The sequence below is a fragment of the Streptococcus sp. 1001283B150225_161107_H12 genome, from assembly GCF_015552665.1.
Taxonomy (GTDB): Bacteria; Bacillota; Bacilli; order Lactobacillales; family Streptococcaceae; genus Streptococcus.
Genome location: NZ_JADNFC010000004.1, coordinates 18,108 through 35,460 on the forward strand (window position 1 = coordinate 18,108; position 17,353 = coordinate 35,460).

Genomic DNA, 17,353 nt, shown 5'->3' on the forward strand with positions numbered 1-17,353 from the left:
ATTATATCTAAAAACCAGTAGAAATGAAAATCATAAAAAATCATCTCTACTGGTTTTACTGTTAAGTCTTAATTAGATGAAACTTAGTCGGCTTATTTGAACAAGTTGACTTTAAATTAGAACAAATCATCAAACAAACTCAACTGATTATCCTCTGGCATATTGCCAAGGATTCCCATCTCGTCCATCTTTTCCACTAAGGTTGAGGAGACACCGCCACGTTTGCGCAACTCTGTTTTAGAGAGGAATTCTCCTTCTTTGCGAGCTCGCACAATCTGCTTGGCGACGTTTTCTCCCAATCCATCCATGGCGACAAATGGTGGGATAAGGGTGTCTCCATCGATGATGAATTCCGTTGCATCACTGCGATAGAGGTCTAGCTTCCCAAACTTGAAGCCGCGCTCCCACATCTCATTGACAATTTCAAGGGTGGTGTAGAGGTCAATTTCCACATTGGAAGCTTCGTTGTTCTTGCGTTTTTCAGCAATCTCCTTCATCCGCGCTTTCACGGCTTCTAGGCCTGCACCCATAGTCTTGATATCAAAGGCCTTTGCACGGATTGAGAAGTAAGCACAGTAATAATAGAGCGGATGATGAACCTTAAAGTAAGCCACCCGCAAGGCCATCATAACGTAGGCTGCCGCATGGGCTTTAGGGAACATGTACTTGATTTTTCCACAAGACTCGATGTACCATTCTGGGACATTGTTAGCCTTCATGGCCTCGATATAGCCATTGCGCTCTTCTTCAGGAATCTTGAGCCACATGCCTTTCCGCACCCGCTCCATGATGGTAAAGGCCATTTTTGGATCTAGGCCAGCGTGCATGAGGTAAACCATGATGTCATCCCGACAGCCGATAACGGTCGATAGGTCCGCAATCCCCGCCTTGATCAAGTCTTGGGCATTTCCCAACCATACGTCGGTACCGTGAGACAGACCTGACAGCTGAAGCAACTCGGCAAAGGTGGTCGGATGGGTTTCATCCACCATCCCCCGAACAAAGTTGGTCCCAAACTCTGGGATTCCCAGCATACCGGTTGAGGTACCGATTTGCTCCGGTGTGACTCCTAAGATATCGGTCCCTGAGAAAAGGGCCATGACACCTGGATCATCCATAGGAATATCATTTGGATCAATGCCTGATAAGTCCTGGAGTTTCCGAATCATGGTCGGATCATCGTGTCCCAGGACATCGAGCTTGAGGACGTTCTCATCGATATCGTGGAAGTTAAAGTGAGTGGTTTGCCATTCGGCTGTCACATCATCTGCTGGATACTGAACAGGGGTGAAGTCATAGACATCCATGTAGTTAGGAATAACGACGATTCCCCCTGGGTGCTGACCGGTCGTCCGTTTGACCCCAGCGGCACCTTGGGCCAGACGTTCTACCTCTGCATCCCGGTAGTACTTGCCATAGTCCCGCTCATAGCCCTTGACAAATCCATAGGCTGTCTTGGCCGCAACCGTACCTACTGTTCCTGCCCGGAAGGCGTATTCTTCCCCAAAAATATCACGGACATCCAAGTGGGCACTCGGCTGGTCTTCCCCTGAGAAGTTCAAATCGATATCGGGTACCTTGTCCCCATCAAAACCAAGGAAGGTCTCGAACGGAATATCTTGGCCGTTTTTGCTAAGCTGGTGTCCACAGCTTGGACAGTCTTTATTAGGCATATCAAAGCCTGAACCATAAGAACCATCCGTGATAAACTCACTGTACTGGCATTGGCCACAGACATAGTGAGGCGAGAGCGGATTAACCTCGGTAATCCCGATCATGGTCGCTACGAAACTGGATCCAACAGATCCCCGTGAACCCACCAAGTAACCCCGTTCATTGGAGCGATGCACCAAGAGTTGGGAAGCCAGATAGATCACGGCGAAGCCATTCCCCAGGATAGAGGTCAATTCTTTTTCAATCCGTAAATCAACAATATCAGGTAGCGGATTGCCATAGATTTCAAAGGCCTTCTGATAGGTCAATTCGGCAACTGTTTCTTCAGCCTTGTCAATAAATGGGGTATACAAGTCTCCTTTAACCACTTCAACGGGTTCAAAGATTTCTGCCAGGTCGTTGGTGTTTTCAATGACAATCTTGCGCGCCAAGTCTTCCCCTAGAAAGGCAAATTCATCCAGCATTTCATTGGTTGTGCGGAAATGGGCTTTTGGCAGGGGTGCTGGTTGAGCGTTTTCCCCATGACCGATAGTCCGGTTGATGATAGCTCCTTGCCCGAGACTGCGGACAATGATTTCTCGATAGATCTCATCCTCGGGCTCAAGGTAGTGGACATTTCCTGTCGCGAGGACCGGCTTGCCAAGGCGATCTCCCACCTCAATCAAGCTCTTGATGATAGTTTGGAGCTCATCCATATCTTTGACCTGCTCTTTGGCAATGAGGGGCGCATAAATGGCTGGAGGCATCACCTCAATAAAGTCATAATACTTGGCTACTTCTACTGCTGCGTCAACTCCTTGAGAGACGACCGCATCAAAGACCTCTCCTTCAGAACAAGCCGATCCCAGGATCAACCCTTCCCGATGGGCATCTAAAACTGTCCGGGGAATCCGAGGAACGCCCTCAAAATATTGAGTATTGGAAAGAGAGACCAATTTGAACATATTTTTCAAGCCGATCTGGTTCTTGACATAGATGGTTGCGTGTTTGACCCGTGCCTTTTTGTAGGAATCCGGACTAATTAGATCCAAATTCAGCTTAGCTAAATTGGTCACGCCATGTTTTTCGGCTACATCCTTGATAAAGATGAAGAGCAAGCGGCCCGTCGCTTCCGCATCATAGTTGGCCATGTGGTGGTGTTCCAAGGCAACCCCAAACCGCTTGGTCAAGGGCCCCAAACCATGACGCTTGTACTCTGGATAGAGGTTCCGAGCGAACTCTAGTGTATCAATTACTGGCTGAGTGATTTTGGGAAGGCCATGACGCTCATAGTTGGCATTCATGAAACCCACGTCAAAAGTGGCATTATGGGCAACCAAAACCGCATCCTGACAGAATTCCTGGAACTCCTCCAAGACCTGTTTCAAAGGTTTGGCATTACGAACATGATCATCGGTAATGCCTGTCAGGTCCGTTGTAAAGGCGGAAATGGGATGCCCTGGATTGATGAACTCATCGAATTCGGCAATAATATTGCCCTTGTGCATTTTAGAAGCGGCAACCTGAATCAGATCATTGTAAATCGCTGAGAGTCCTGTCGTTTCCACGTCAAAAACCACATAGGTTGCTTCATGAAGGTCTAAATCGACTTCATTGTAAGTAATCGGCACGCGGTCTTCGACAATATTGGCTTCCATCCCATAGATAAGTTGGATACCAGCCTTTTTAGCCGCCTTGTAACCATGAGGGAAGGACTGCACATTGCCGTGATCGGTAATGGCAAGAGCCTTGTGGCCCCATTTGGCCGCTTTTGCGACTAACTCCTCTACCTCAGGTAGGGCATCCATGGTCGACATATTGGTATGGGCATGGAACTCGACCCGACGCTCGCCTTCTGGCATCAGATCCTTGCGCTCATAGTGGACCACTTCTTGAACATCCTGGACATTCATGGTCAAATCTCGCGTAAAGTTATTGACCTCGATATTCCCACGGACCCGCAACCAAGAGTTTTTCTTGATCATGTCAAACTTCTGAGCTTCTTCTTCGTTTTTAGCCCATTTTTGAAGCGAAAAACTGGAAGTATAGTCGGTCATCTTGAAATTGATCAAGACCCGACCTGTCCGAGTCACCTTTTGCTCAACATCAAAAACCACTCCTTCAAAGACAATGCGGTTCTCTTCTGTCGTGACATCGATCATAGGAGTGACCTCTGCCTTATCCAGCTTGGGCTTAGCCACAGCCTTTTTGGCCTTGAAATCAAAGGCTGGTTTTTCTTCTGCTGGTGGTGGGGCCATTTGAGACAAGGACTCCATGGCCCGCAGAGTTTCTTCGTTAGCTGCTTGGAAGATTTGATCCTTCTCAGCCTCGAAGGCTTGCTGGAGTTCTTCTGTCAACTGGTCATCCGCCTCGACCCGACACTGGAAATGGGGAAAGCCAAACTTGGTCAATTGACTAGCAAGATTAGGCAGATGGTTTTTCCGGTGGTGCTCCGTATCCACAGATGAGGGGCCACTAATAATCAGCTCTTCTCCTTGAGAGCGAACTTGCAGGTGTTGATACATGCTCTTAAAGCCCTGACTCGCACAGGGACCATCTTCAAAAGCCTCCTGATAATAGGCTTGCAAGAGCTCCTCACTAAAAGTTGGATTCTTTACCTGAATCTCAAACACCGCTCGATTTCCTGTCTTTGAAAACTCCTCAGCCAAGCGGTTTTTGAGCTCCTGAAAAATCGTGATGGGAAGAATTTCGGCAAAAATAAAACGAAATTCCCAAACACGACTGAGCTTATGGACGATGACCTCTTGGATTTCAGCCCCTTCAAAAGCTTCTGATTCAAGCATTTCCAAAGGCATTCCCAACTGATTCATTAAGATTTCAAACTTGTTTGACATGATATTTCCTCGTACAGTAGTGACCCTATTTTACCATAAATCGGCCTGTTTTTCGACAGAAAAAGAATGGGGCCAGATGCGAGCTCCTACACAATTAGCGAGTCATTTTTCACGGGGCTCAGTTATGATATAATAGAACAGAATATTTATTAAAAGGAGCCCTCACTGTGAAGAAAATTTTACTAGCCGGTGCCTGTCTGCTAACCCTGACTGCCTGTAGCACGCCTAGTCAGAATCAGCTAGAAAACAAACCCAAGCAAACTCAGAGTCAACAGAAAGCCAAAGAAGAAAAGGTGAAGACGAAAACTTTTTCAAGGGCATTAAGTGCTGATGTCGTCACTAAAATCAAAGTCTACTATCTAAAAGATAAGGTGACTGCTTTTTCTTTCATTCATGAAAAAGAGATCCCTGAAGAGGAAAAAGATAAAAGCCGTGAAGAGCTAGCTGACTTTTATCAGGAAGACATGGAAAGCAGTCCCTATTTTGAAGCGATGAACAAAGCCAAAGGAATTGAGTTAAAAGTTCTAATTTCTGCAGATAAAAAAACGGTTCGGCAATTTGTCACATTTGATTTGGCCAAGATGGATGTAGATGAAGCGGCGGCAGCTTTGGGCGTGACAGACCAAAAAGGGAGCCTCTTTGAAAAACTAAAAGATAAACCTGAAGACTTTTTTGAAGCTATCGAAGAGCAAGGTTTGACAGAAGAAGAATAAAGCTTTCTAATTCATTTTTGAACGTATACCTATTCGCAAATTTTCGTCTATTTTTTAATCTGAGTTCCTTACTCTAGTTCTATTCACTATAAATTTAAAGGAGTTTTTATGCGCCTCACTAAAAAAACAGTTCTGATTGCTATCGCTTCTCTTGCCGTTTTAGGCTTATGTCTATGGGGAGGAAGTTTGTATCTCACTAGGCAAAATGCCCTGAAACGATTCGATGAAAATTTTATTCACTATCAAGCAAAAAGTGATGACCATCAAACTTTTATTGCACAAGACATCAACAGAAAAGAAGTCTATAATTTATCCTATTCTCCTACTAAAGAAACTGTTGCCATAACGAAAACAATTAAAAAAGGGGATATCTATTCTTCTGATTACCTTTACGGACCAACGACAGTCTATGATATCAAACAAACCGCTGATCGCTATACCATCATCACTTCAGGACATCCCATCCTCGTCGACTTTGGAACGACTTCAGTCAAGGTAACTTATAACAAAGACAGTTTTGAAATACCTTACTCTGAGTTGTCTTTTGGAGAGTCTTTCCCTAGCGAAGAGAACTAGATCGCTACTTCTCTAGATTACCACTCTTGAACACTGAACTAACCAAGCTATTAGCTATGGTTAGTTTTTTTTGCAAAAAATTGTTTTTAACCTATTCAGCTCGAGGGTAAAGTCTTCCGAATAGCAATAATCCTCTTAGCGCTTCGAAAAGTCAGGATTACAGCTGTTTCTTCAGCAAAAGAAAACTGCCAGGTATAACTGGCAGTTTAGCTTATTTATTTAAAATTGAAAGGGTTTCAAGCAGGTTGTCTGCATGCACTTCAATCGTGTCGCCTGAAGCTTTAATTTTCACTTCTACGACACCGTCAGCTGCTTTCTTCCCAACAGTGATGCGGATTGGCAAGCCAATCAAGTCACTATCGCTAAATTTAACACCGGCACGTTCGTTACGATCGTCGACCAAGACTTCGTAGCCAGCCTTGACCAATTGGTCTTCGATCTTGCTAGTCAATTCAAGACTTGCTTCGTCCTTGACATTGACTGGAATCAAGTGCACATCAAACGGTGCTAATTCTTTAGGGAAGTTGATGCCCCAAGCGTAACGGTATTCACCTTTTGGAGTTTTGTTCACAAAGAGGCGAGCGTGTTGTTCCATGACTGCTGAAAGGAGACGACTCACACCGATACCGTAGCATCCCATGATGATTGGGACTGCACGACCATTTTCATCCAAGACATCCGCTCCCATACTTGCTGAGTAGCGAGTTCCTAGTTTGAAAATATGACCAATCTCGATCCCACGTGCAAAGTTGAGAACGCCTTGTCCGTCTGGTGAGATTTCCCCCTCACGAACTTCACGGATATCGACATACTCGGCAGTGAAGTCACGACCTGGGTTGACACCCGTCAAGTGGTAGCCATCTTCGTTGGCACCAACAACCGCATTGCGGCTATCTTGCACCTTGCGGTCAGCAATGATTTTAACATTTTCTGGAAGATTGACTGGGCCAAGTGAACCAAAGTCCGCTCCCAACAATTCTTTCACTTCTGTCTCAGTTGCAGGTTCCAAGAAGTCTGCTCCAAGGTGGTTTTTCAATTTGACTTCATTGAGTTGGTCATTGCCGACGAGTAGGGCTACAACTGGCTCCTCGTCTGCGATATAAACCAAGGTCTTGATAGTTTGCTCTTCAGAGATGTTCAAGAAGGCTGCGACTTCATCAATCGATTTGACACCTGGTGTTTCCACGCGAGTCACTTCTTCTTCCGTCACAACACGGTTGCTTGGTTTGTAGGCGTTGGTTGCCATTTCCAAGTTGGCCGCATAGCTTGACTCACTTGAGTAGGCAATGGTATCTTCACCAGAAACCATCCATTTGAGCAATTCTGCCTTGATTTCTTCTTGCACTTCTGCAGGAATCTCGTCAAATGATGCAACAGACTTGTCTAACACCACCCAACGGTCAAGGTCTGTACGCGAAGGAGTAATGGCCATAAATTCTTGGCTGTCCTTACCACCCATAGCACCACCATCACCGATGATGGCTTTAAAATCCAAACCACTGCGAGTGAAGATACGCTCGTAGGCTGCCTTGTATTCATCATAGGTCACATCCAAGCTATCGTAGTTAGCGTGGAAGCTGTAGCCATCTTTCATGATGAACTCACGGGTCCGAAGAAGTCCATTACGTGGACGTTTTTCATCACGATACTTAGGCTGGATTTGGTAGAGATTCAATGGTAATTGCTTGTAAGACTTGACAGAATCACGGACAATCGCTGTAAAAGTTTCTTCGTGAGTTGGACCCAAGATAAAGTCTGACTTCTCACGATTTTTCAATTTGTACAAGTCTTCCCCGTAAGTTTCATAACGGCCAGATTCGCGCCAAAGATCCGCACTGAGAAGGGCAGGAGCCAACATCTCAACGGCACCAATCTTATCAAATTCCTGGCGCATGATCTTCTTAGCTTTTTCAATCACACGATTTGCAAGTGGCAAATATGAATAAACACCTGCTGATACTTGACGAACATAACCAGCACGGAGCATCAAAGCGTGGCTGATGACCTGCGCATCACTTGGCATTTCGCGAAGTGTTGGAATAAGCATTTTACTTTGTTTCATTCAGATTCATTCCTTTTCTATTTCAAAAATAATTTCATTATATCGTTCCAAGTCACGGCAATCATCAAGATAACCATGACTGCCACTCCAGCAAGGGTCAAGTAGGTTTCTACCTCCTGCTTCAGCGGTTTTCTACGGACAAGCTCGATCAGATTGATCAAGATTTTTCCACCATCCAAGGCCGGAATGGGGATCAAGTTAAAGATTCCGATATTGATGGACAACATGGCCATCAGGGACAGGATAGCTGGAAGTCCTAGCTCCGCTGCTTGTGAACTAGCTTTGTAGATCGCTACCGGACCACCCAACTTGTTCAAACTAAAGTGGAAGATAATATCCTTCAAGGCCGTTAAGATACGACTTGCTGTGTACCAAGTATCTGTCACACCTGAGAGAAGCTTATCGAAAAAGCCGGTCTTAACGGCATTAATCACACCGATATAATAGCGTCCACCATCTTCTTCTGGTTGGACCGTCACTTTTTGAGTCTTCCCGTCTCGTTCATAGGTGATCGTTACTTCTGGATTTTTTCCTTGGTTACGGGTTGCCTTCTGGACAGAATCGGTCAACTCATCCCAATTGGAAACCTTGTATTCATTGATCTGAACGATCTGGTCATTGTCTTTCAAACCGGCCTTAGCCACTACTCCTTGAGGAACAACTCGAACATGGTTGCTGTAGTAGTCCACTGCTCCTCCCTGCATAAAGGCGAGAAGAGAGTACACAACAATACTTAAGATAAAGTTGTTCATCGGACCAGCAAAGTTGGTAATCAGTCGTCCCCAGATACTAGCATTTTGATACTGCACATCCAGAGGGGCAATCCGTACTTCTGTCCCATCTTCCTCAACGATAGTTGCATCATGGTGGACAGGATAGGTTTTGGTCTCTTCGATGACGATTCCTGTAATCTGAAGTTTATTCTCAAAATCAAAATCTGTGACATTCATGGGGAGAGCTGTCTGGTCGATATTTTTTCCAGAAAGGTTGATCCGAACAACAGTTCCCTCAGGGTTCAAAGTCAGACTGACAGGCGTTCCTGTCTTAATCTCTGTCGTATCTTCGCCCCATCCTGCCATACGAACATAGCCGCCCAGCGGAAGGATTCGAATGGTATAGGCTGTTCCGTCCTTGCCCACATGCGCAAAAATCTTTGGCCCCATCCCAATCGCAAACTCACGGACCAAGATGCCTGATTTCTTTGCAAAATAGAAATGGCCAAACTCATGCACCAGAACAATGACGCCAAAAATGATAATAAAGGCAATAAATTGCATACACGCTCCTTCGTTTTATCTGATGATTATACGATTATTGTTTAAAATAGACCAAAGAATAGCATCAGTGGGAAAACAAAAATCAAGCTATCAAATCGATCCAAGACACCACCGTGACCAGGGATAAAACGGCCAGAGTCTTTCACTCCAAAATGGCGCTTGATGGCACTTTCGACGAGGTCACCAAACTGAGCTGCTATACTGAAAAGAATGGTAAAGAGAATCATGGTTACCCAACCGTAAGATCCCGCAACAGTACGATCTAGGATCATAAAGATCATCGTCACAACGACTGCACAAGCAATCCCGCCTAGACTTCCTTCAACAGTCTTATTAGGTGACACTCTTGGCAAGAGTTTTTTCTTACCGAATTGGCTCCCAATAAAGTAGGCCCCTGAATCCGTAGCCCAAACAATAAAGAGGGCCAAAAGAATTTTATCCACACCTGCTAAGCGCGCCTGAATCAAGGCGTGGAATCCAAAGCCGACATAAAAGCTAGAGGCGATTGGATAGACAACCTCATCATAGGTATAGCCTTGTGCTAAGACAGTTGTCCCCATCAATAGCAAGACCAAGAGCCCGTAGGCGATGAAATTGCCACCTGCTGGCAAGAAAGGAAGGTAACTCTCTAAAGGCAGGGCTAACACAAGAGCTGCTAGCATAGCCAAGGCTCCTTCGATGGTTTCGGTCTGCAAGCCTTTCATCTTCAACAATTCATGAACACCCAACATAGCGATGAGTCCCACTACAATCTGAAAAACAACTCCTCCAACAAGGACGACTGGAATAAAGAAAGCTAAGGCGATTCCTCCAAAAATCACTCGCTTCTGTAAATCTTTTCTCATCTATTTCTCTCCTATACACCACCAAAGCGTCGATGACGATGGCTGTATTCTTCTATTGCATCATGCAAGGCCTTTTCTCCAAAATCTGGCCACATCACATCGGTAAAGTAAAGCTCACTATAGGCCGCTTGCCAAGGCAAAAAGTTACTCAAGCGAAGCTCCCCACTTGTCCGAATAATCAGGTCAGGATCTCGCAAGTCCTTGGGTAGACTACTGGTATACAGATAATTGGCAATGGTCTCTTCTGTAATATCACCCGGATTTAAGTGCGCATCGAGAACTTCCTGGGCGATTTGTTTGACTGCTTGGGTCAGTTCCGCCCGTCCTCCATAGTTCAAGGCAAAATTCAAAATCAAGCCTGTATTGGAGTGGGTTAACGCCTCTGCCTTTTCCAGAGCCTCTAAGGTTTCCTTTGGAAGACGGGAAACCTCGCCAATCATCTGGATCTTCACATTATTTCTATGAAGTTCTGGAACAAAGCGATCGTAAAATTCAACTGGAAGATTCATGATAAAACTCACTTCCTGTTGAGGACGCGTCCAGTTTTCAGTTGAGAAAGCATAGACCGTTAGAGCTTTCACTCCCATCTCCTTGGCTGCGATGGTTACTTCTTGCAGAGCCTCCATGCCTGCCTTGTGGCCAAAGACACGAGGTTGCATCCGTTTTTTGGCCCAACGACCGTTCCCATCCATAATGATTCCAATGTGCTTGGGCACTTCTAGGGGAACACTTAACTTTTCTTTCTTTTTAAAACGAAACATGTTTTTCTACCTATTTCACTGTTTTTATCGCTTCATTATATCATAAATCCGCTTAAAATGGCAGTCTAGCCCCTTTTCTAGGGGGCATCTAGCTAAAAATGAAAAAAGCGACCCTTTGATCGCTCTTTCTTATTATTCACCGTCGATGATAGAATCTGAGTCACCAGCGCCTTCAACTGCACCAGCTGTCACTCCTTCTGAAACTGGCAAAACTGTTTTAATAGCTGTCAATTCAAATGTGAGGTATACGCCATCCACATCCAAGACAACGGTTTTACGTTCAGTGTCTACTTCATCAACTGTTCCATACAAACCACCGATGGTAATCACTTCATACCCTTTTTGAAGCTTGTTCAAGCTTTCCATCCGTTTTTGGTATTGTTTCTTTTGGCTACGGCTCATGAAGAACATCATTCCGACCATTAGCGCAAGCATAAATAGCAAGGTTGTACCACTTTGCATACCGTTTCTCCTTTTTAAATCATATATGCTCTACTATAGCAAATTTTATAGGTATTTTCAATACGAACCCTTGATTTTCAAAAAATAAGTCCTTAGATGGAGGTGTCCAGCCACTATTCGATCCGGACAGCTTTTCTAGTGCTTTCTTTTTTACAAAAAGAAAAAACCATAAAAAATAGGTTTTTACTAATCGATTGTGATTCCATATTTTTCATGATTTTTATCATACCATTCAATCAACAACATAGCTGTTTGATAGGTAATGTTTTTAATTTTACTGGTTCCTTTTGTCAAGGTAGCTAGACTCATCTTACTAATATCTGTCTCCGTTGCTACTCTATAACTTGTCACCTTTCCATCCACCATCAATTGAACGACAGCTTCAACTTTCTTATAATCTTTTGTTGAATAAATATCAATTGGATTTTTCATAAAATCATCCTATCCCCTTAAATTTAGTCTTTTATATATTATATAATTTATTTATTTATTTATATGGAAATCTTGCTTACAGACGCTTCCCAAGGCATTTTCATGCTGTATTTAGCATCAATTCATGAAAAAACATACCTAATTTTTATCATTTTTCACTTTCTGGGAAAAAAAACGATAAAACTATACCTTATATATTTTTCTTTTATTGACATAAAAAAGGCTAAGAATTTCTTCTTAGCCTTCTATGTCACACTGATATTCTCTCGTTTATGGTGCTAGATGTTCCAGTTATTCTTCTGAGCTTCCATTCTCTTTAATAACCAACACTCCATCTTCCATATCAGCTTCAAGATGTTTGGCATCCAAGTTATCCAAGTGGAAGTCTGTCACCTTGTCACGGATTTGTTGTTCAACGACCCGACGGAGTGGACGAACACCCATGACTTCATCATAACCTTCTTCTGTCATATATTCTTTAGCCGCATCGCTCACTGCTAGGTCGATTTCTTTCTTAGAAAGGGTCTTGTTGACATCAATTAACATCAAATCAACAATCTTAGAAAGGTCTTCCTTGCTCAAGTGTGAAAATTCAATCACAGCATTGAAGCGGTTGAGGAATTCTGGACGGAAGTAAGGTTTCAAACGATCCATGAGTTCTGGTTTGTCCGCATCTTCTGTCAAGTTAGCTTCGTAACCAAAACCTGCGTTTGAAGTTGCGATAATGACTGTATTCTTGAAGTTAACAGTGTTACCTTGACCATCTGTCAAACGACCATCATCCAAAACTTGAAGGAGAAGGGTGATCACTTGAGGATCTGCCTTTTCAATCTCGTCAAGAAGGACGATTGAGTAAGGATTGCGACGGACACGTTCTGTCAAGGTATTGTTGTTATCATCGTAACCTACATAACCTGCAGTTGTACCGATTAATTTAGAAACAGCTGTGCGATCGCTGTATTCTGACATGTCCAAACGGATGATGGCATCTTTGGTACCGAACATATCAAGGGCCAATTGTTTAGCTAACTCAGTCTTACCGACACCGGTAGGTCCGACGAAGAGGAAGCTACCGATTGGACGGTTGCCTTCGTCAAAGCCTGCACGGTTCCGACGAATCGCTTTTGCAACAGCTTCAACGGCCTTATCTTGACCGATAACCTTAGTTTGCAAACGGTGACCCATATCTTTCAAACGTTCGATATCAGTTGCACCCATTTGAGAAACTGGAATACCTGTCATTCGTTCTACTGATTCAGCCACATCGTTGATTGTTGCTGTTACTTTGTGGTCTTCCGTATGGTTAGCAATTTTCTTTTCAAGTTCTTCGATACGAACTTTTGCTTTCAAAGCTGCTTCGTAATCTTCTTTAGCCGCAGCTTCTTCTTGTTTTGCTTTTTCTTCATCAATTTCATGTTCCACTGCGTGCACATCTGTTACTGGATGTTGGGCTGCCAAGTGAGCAGCTGTCACATCGACCAAGTCAATGGCCTTATCAGGCAAGCTCCGTTGTGGAATGTATTGAACAGAATAATCAACTGCTGCTTTCAAAACTTCATCTGGCAAGACAACATTGTGGTGTTTTTCGTAAAGATCACGGATCCCTTGGAGAATCTTGAAAGTATCTTCAGCAGATGGAGCATTGACCTTGACTTCGTTGAAACGACGTGCAAGAGCAGCATTTTTCAAGATCGTGTTGCGGTATTCATCTTGAGTAGTTGCCCCAATCACGGTTAATTCACCACGTGAAAGAGCGGGTTTCAAGATATCCGCAAGACCTTTAGATCCTTGTCCATCTCCTGTGCTACCTGCACCAAGAATTTGGTGGATTTCGTCAAAGAAGAGGATGACATTGCCCATGGCTTTGACTTCTTGGATCATATTTTGGATATTTTCTTCAAAGCTACCACGGTATTGTGTACCAGCTTCTAGACCAGAAATATCAATCGAAATGATTTCTTTGTTCTTGATGGCTGCTGGAACGTCACCATTCACAATAGCTTGGGCCAAGCCTTCTACAACGGCTGTCTTACCAACACCCGCATCCCCTACAAGGACAGGGTTATTCTTGGTACGACGAGACAAGATTTCAGCTGTTTCTTGAATTTCTTTGTTGCGTCCGATGACCGGATCCAATTTTCCTTCACGGGCTTCTTCAGTCAAGTTGCGACCGAGCTTCGCAAGGATCCCATCTTGTTTCATGCCTTTGCCTTGTTGCTGTTGCACTGGCTCGCTTCCTTCGGTTGGAAGTTGACCCGTTTGACGGTAAATAGCGAATTCTTCAGGTGTTACTTCACGACCATTGATCATGTAGCGACGGTTTTCAGAACGAAAACCACCCATGTTTCCCATTAGTTGATTGAAAAGATCATCCATATTGTTAAAGTTGTTGTTCATATTTGTTACCTCTAATTTACATAATTTTAATTTGTTCTTGAAAATGAGTAGCTGATTTAGCTACTTTAAATTTGTTTACATAATTTTATTTTGCTATTAAATGAATAGCCTCGAGGGCTAGGATCTTGTATTTCTTCTTTTATCAATTAGTTTTCTATATTTTGGAAATAGCATCTCACCATCTCCTTTCCACTATTGATCCTGTAAACTCTTGAGATTTTCCCAACCTCTTTTTGTTTACATAAATTATTATAACGCAGTCTGATTTCTTTGTCAACACTTTTTACATAATTTTTTACATTTTTTAAAAAAATTTTTTCCTAAGACTAAAACGTTCATATTAAGGCGAAAATTAACGGGTATTCTCTAAACCAACAACTATTATACCTGAGCGTTATTGAAATAAAACCTCGATAAGGTCACAGCCATAGCTTCTTTCAGCTATGGTTTTTTAGCATCTAGAAAAGAAACCATCCCTTCCGTAACTTCCTAATGATACTGCACATCCTTCCCTCCTAAAATATGATATACTAAAGAAAAAGGAGGTGCCTATGTCTTCCATTCGTTTAATTGTCAGTGATATTGACGGAACTATTCTGGATCAGCAGCATCAGGTCGATCCCGACCTCATCGAACTCATCCCCCAGCTCCAAGAAAAAAAGATTCCTTTTATCTTGGCATCGGCTCGTTCTCCTATCGGGATTGCTCCTATCGCAAGAAGCTTGGGCGTCCATCAGGAACCTATCGCTTGCTACAATGGGGCTCTCATCGTCAAGGGAGAAGAGATTTTGTTTGATCACAGCCTGGACAAAGATGAGATCCGCACCTTCCTCCATCGTGTAGACGAACTAGATCCCAGCATTTCAATTAATTGTTATAGCGGGGCAGTCTGGTTCAACTCCAGAGAGGACCAGTGGACCCACGTTGAGGCTGCTATTACGGGTGAAACTCCCCAGATACAACCACTTTCTCAGACCCTCTCTGATGATACTCTCCATCTACATAAATTGCTCTTGATTGGAGAGACTCAGAATATTCAAGAACTTTATCAGAAGCTGGATCCGCAAGAATTTCCGCAGACTGCCTTTTACCTTTCAAAAGAAAACTACCTAGAAGTCACCGCCAAGTCCGTCTCAAAAAGAGATGCTGTCCTTGAACTGGCTGCTTATTACCAGGTCCCTTTGGAACAGGTCATGACCATCGGAGATCACTTCAATGACCTCCCTATGATTCGTCTGGCTGGACTTGGAGTTGCCATGGGAAATGCTCCTGAAGCCGTCCAAAAGGAAGCTCAAGTTGTCACTACCAGCAACCAAGAACACGGTGTAGCGCAAGCTATCCAAGAGTATGTCTTACCGCCATCAAACAAATAGCCCATGGAGCTCCTGCTTTCATGGGTTTTCTAACTCACTGTTTTTTAACCCAGCCTCTGATAAAAGAAAAAGAAGCTAGGACTTGATCCTATCTTCTTTTCATTTTTATTCTACTGTTACGGACTTAGCAAGGTTCCGTGGTTTATCCACGTCGAGTCCACGGTGAAGGGTTGCAAAGTAAGCGACCAATTGCGTTGGTACGACCATTGAGATTGGCGAGAGGTAAGGGTGTACGGTCGTAAGAACGATATCGTCTGTATCTTTGGCAACATTTTCTTCTGCGATGGTGAGGACCTTAGCACCACGCGCTGCCACTTCTTGGACATTTCCACGAGTATGGTTGGCAAGAATTGGGTCAGACAAGAGGGCCAAGACAGGTGTTTCATCTTCGATCAAAGCAATGGTTCCGTGCTTGAGCTCTCCAGCCGCAAAACCTTCACACTGGATGTAAGAAATCTCTTTGAGCTTGAGACTGGCTTCCATGGCTACATAGTAATCTTGACCACGTCCGATGTAAAAGGCATTGCGTGTTGTTTCAAGAAGGTCACGAACTTTAGCATCAATCAATTCTTTTTCTGAAAGGGTTGATTCGATAGACTGAGCCACGATAGACAACTCGTGAACCAAATCGAAAGCTTTGGCTTTTTCATTGCCATTTGCTTCACCAACTGCTTTTGCAAGGAAGGCAAGGGTTGCGATTTGTGCTGTATAAGCCTTAGTTGATGCTACGGCAATTTCAGGACCTGCGTGAAGCAACATAGTATGGTTGGCTTCACGTGAAAGGGTTGATCCTGGCACGTTTGTCACTGTCAAGCTTGGAATTCCCATTTCATTAGCCTTAACCAAAACTTGACGGCTATCAGCTGTTTCACCAGATTGGCTGATAAAGATAAAGAGTGGTTTCTGGCTGAGAAGTGGCATCCCATAACCCCACTCAGAGGAGATGCCCAGTTCAACTGGTGTATCCGTCAATTCTTCCAACATCTTCTTAGAAGCAAATCCAGCATGGTAAGAGGTTCCAGCTGCAAGGATATAGATGCGATCAGCGTCTTGAACAGCCTTGATGATGGCTGGGTCTACCACTACTTTACCAGCCTCATCTGTGTAGGCTTGGATGAGCTTACGCATCACTGTTGGTTGCTCATCAATTTCTTTGAGCATGTAGTAAGGATAGGTTCCCTTTCCGATATCAGACAAGTCAAGCTCAGCAGTATAGCTAGCACGCTCACGGCTGTTGCCATCGTAGTCTTGCACTTCAACGCTATCAGCTTTCACAATTACCAACTCTTGGTCATGGATTTCCATATATTGGTTGGTTTCACGAATCATAGCCATGGCATCTGAACAGACCATGTTGTATCCATCCCCAAGACCAATCAAAAGTGGTGATTTGTTTTTCGCCACGTAGATAACATCTGGATTTTCAGAGTCAACCAAAGCAAAGGCATAAGAACCACGGATGATGTGAAGGGCTTTTTTGAAGGCTTCAAGTACTGACAAGCCGTCTTCTTCCGCAAATTTTCCAATCAAGTGAACAGCGATTTCTGTATCTGTTTGTCCCTTGAAGTGGTGACCTGCTAGATATTCTTCCTTGATTTCAAGGTAGTTTTCAATCACACCGTTGTGCACCAAGACAAATCGTCCTGTCTCAGAGCGGTGTGGGTGAGCATTGTCTTCTGTTGGTTTCCCGTGAGTCGCCCAACGAGTATGTCCGATACCAGTTGTTCCCTCAACACCAGCCGTTTTAGCAGACAATTCCGCAATACGACCAACCGCTTTCACCAAATGGTTTTCAGCACCACCTAGGACAAAAATCCCCGCAGAATCATAACCACGGTATTCGAGCTTTTCAAGCCCTTGAATCAAAATATCCGTTGCATTTGTATTTCCAACAACACCAACAATTCCACACATAGTATATACGACACAGACAAGCTGTGCTTTCTC

Annotated in this window: 12 protein-coding genes; 3 read left to right on the forward strand and 9 right to left on the reverse strand. The window is 43.9% G+C overall.

Annotation, left to right across the window (positions count from 1 at the left end; translation table 11 throughout):
• Positions 1-116: 116 nt before the first annotated feature.
• Positions 117-4,508, reverse strand: a complete 4,392-nt coding sequence (locus I2C87_RS06765; RefSeq protein WP_195324296.1) for a PolC-type DNA polymerase III — start codon at positions 4,506-4,508, stop codon at positions 117-119.
• A gap of 167 nt (positions 4,509-4,675) precedes the next feature.
• On the opposite strand from I2C87_RS06765, the gene I2C87_RS06770 reads away from it, so the two are divergent.
• On the forward strand, positions 4,676-5,221 hold the full coding sequence (locus I2C87_RS06770; RefSeq protein ID WP_195324297.1) for a DUF1307 domain-containing protein: 546 nt from the start codon (positions 4,676-4,678) through the stop codon (positions 5,219-5,221).
• A 108-nt stretch (positions 5,222-5,329) separates the two neighbouring features.
• On the forward strand, positions 5,330-5,797 hold the full coding sequence (locus I2C87_RS06775) for a hypothetical protein (protein WP_195324298.1): 468 nt from the start codon (positions 5,330-5,332) through the stop codon (positions 5,795-5,797).
• A gap of 211 nt (positions 5,798-6,008) precedes the next feature.
• On the opposite strand, the gene I2C87_RS06780 is transcribed toward I2C87_RS06775, so the two are convergent.
• The 7 genes from I2C87_RS06780 to I2C87_RS06810 form a co-directional block, all read right to left on the reverse strand.
• Positions 6,009-7,859, reverse strand: a complete 1,851-nt coding sequence (locus I2C87_RS06780; protein ID WP_195324299.1) for a proline--tRNA ligase — start codon at positions 7,857-7,859, stop codon at positions 6,009-6,011.
• A gap of 17 nt (positions 7,860-7,876) precedes the next feature.
• Positions 7,877-9,136: an RIP metalloprotease RseP gene (rseP, locus tag I2C87_RS06785; protein WP_195324300.1), complete on the reverse strand. Its 1,260-nt coding sequence runs from the start codon at positions 9,134-9,136 to the stop codon at positions 7,877-7,879.
• A 41-nt stretch (positions 9,137-9,177) separates the two neighbouring features.
• On the reverse strand, positions 9,178-9,981 hold the full coding sequence (locus I2C87_RS06790; RefSeq protein WP_006595031.1) for a phosphatidate cytidylyltransferase: 804 nt from the start codon (positions 9,979-9,981) through the stop codon (positions 9,178-9,180).
• Positions 9,982-9,992: 11 nt separating this feature from the next.
• Entirely contained in the window at positions 9,993-10,742 is a 750-nt protein-coding gene (locus tag I2C87_RS06795; protein WP_006595032.1) for an isoprenyl transferase, read from the reverse strand.
• Between the two features lie 132 nt (positions 10,743-10,874).
• Positions 10,875-11,204 (reverse strand): preprotein translocase subunit YajC, encoded by a 330-nt coding sequence (gene yajC / locus I2C87_RS06800; RefSeq protein ID WP_006595033.1) that lies wholly within the window; start codon positions 11,202-11,204, stop codon positions 10,875-10,877.
• Between the two features lie 186 nt (positions 11,205-11,390).
• Positions 11,391-11,636, reverse strand: a complete 246-nt coding sequence (locus I2C87_RS06805) for a hypothetical protein (RefSeq protein WP_023022151.1) — start codon at positions 11,634-11,636, stop codon at positions 11,391-11,393.
• Positions 11,637-11,927: 291 nt separating this feature from the next.
• Positions 11,928-14,033: an AAA family ATPase gene (locus I2C87_RS06810; protein WP_195324301.1), complete on the reverse strand. Its 2,106-nt coding sequence runs from the start codon at positions 14,031-14,033 to the stop codon at positions 11,928-11,930.
• Between the two features lie 551 nt (positions 14,034-14,584).
• Here I2C87_RS06810 and I2C87_RS06815 point away from each other — a divergent pair.
• Positions 14,585-15,406 (forward strand): Cof-type HAD-IIB family hydrolase, encoded by an 822-nt coding sequence (locus tag I2C87_RS06815; RefSeq protein WP_195324302.1) that lies wholly within the window; start codon positions 14,585-14,587, stop codon positions 15,404-15,406.
• 105 nt (positions 15,407-15,511) lie between these two features.
• Here the strand turns inward: I2C87_RS06815 and glmS are convergent, their stop codons facing one another.
• Positions 15,512-17,320: a glutamine--fructose-6-phosphate transaminase (isomerizing) gene (gene glmS, locus I2C87_RS06820; RefSeq protein WP_195324303.1), complete on the reverse strand. Its 1,809-nt coding sequence runs from the start codon at positions 17,318-17,320 to the stop codon at positions 15,512-15,514.
• Positions 17,321-17,353 lie beyond the last annotated feature (33 nt).

Bases quoted from the DNA above. Each gene is read 5' to 3' on its own strand.
- glmS (WP_195324303.1), bottom strand. From the start codon at position 17,320: ATGTGTGGAATTGTTGGTGTTGTTGGAAATACAAATGCAACGGATATT.
- I2C87_RS06795 (WP_006595032.1), bottom strand. From the start codon at position 10,742: ATGTTTCGTTTTAAAAAGAAAGAAAAGTTAAGTGTTCCCCTAGAAGTG.
- I2C87_RS06810 (WP_195324301.1), bottom strand. From the start codon at position 14,033: ATGAACAACAACTTTAACAATATGGATGATCTTTTCAATCAACTAATG.
- I2C87_RS06775 (WP_195324298.1), top strand. From the start codon at position 5,330: ATGCGCCTCACTAAAAAAACAGTTCTGATTGCTATCGCTTCTCTTGCC.
- I2C87_RS06780 (WP_195324299.1), bottom strand. From the start codon at position 7,859: ATGAAACAAAGTAAAATGCTTATTCCAACACTTCGCGAAATGCCAAGT.
- rseP (WP_195324300.1), bottom strand. From the start codon at position 9,136: ATGCAATTTATTGCCTTTATTATCATTTTTGGCGTCATTGTTCTGGTG.
- yajC (WP_006595033.1), bottom strand. From the start codon at position 11,204: ATGCAAAGTGGTACAACCTTGCTATTTATGCTTGCGCTAATGGTCGGA.
- I2C87_RS06805 (WP_023022151.1), bottom strand. From the start codon at position 11,636: ATGAAAAATCCAATTGATATTTATTCAACAAAAGATTATAAGAAAGTT.
- I2C87_RS06790 (WP_006595031.1), bottom strand. From the start codon at position 9,981: ATGAGAAAAGATTTACAGAAGCGAGTGATTTTTGGAGGAATCGCCTTA.
- I2C87_RS06815 (WP_195324302.1), top strand. From the start codon at position 14,585: ATGTCTTCCATTCGTTTAATTGTCAGTGATATTGACGGAACTATTCTG.
- I2C87_RS06765 (WP_195324296.1), bottom strand. From the start codon at position 4,508: ATGTCAAACAAGTTTGAAATCTTAATGAATCAGTTGGGAATGCCTTTG.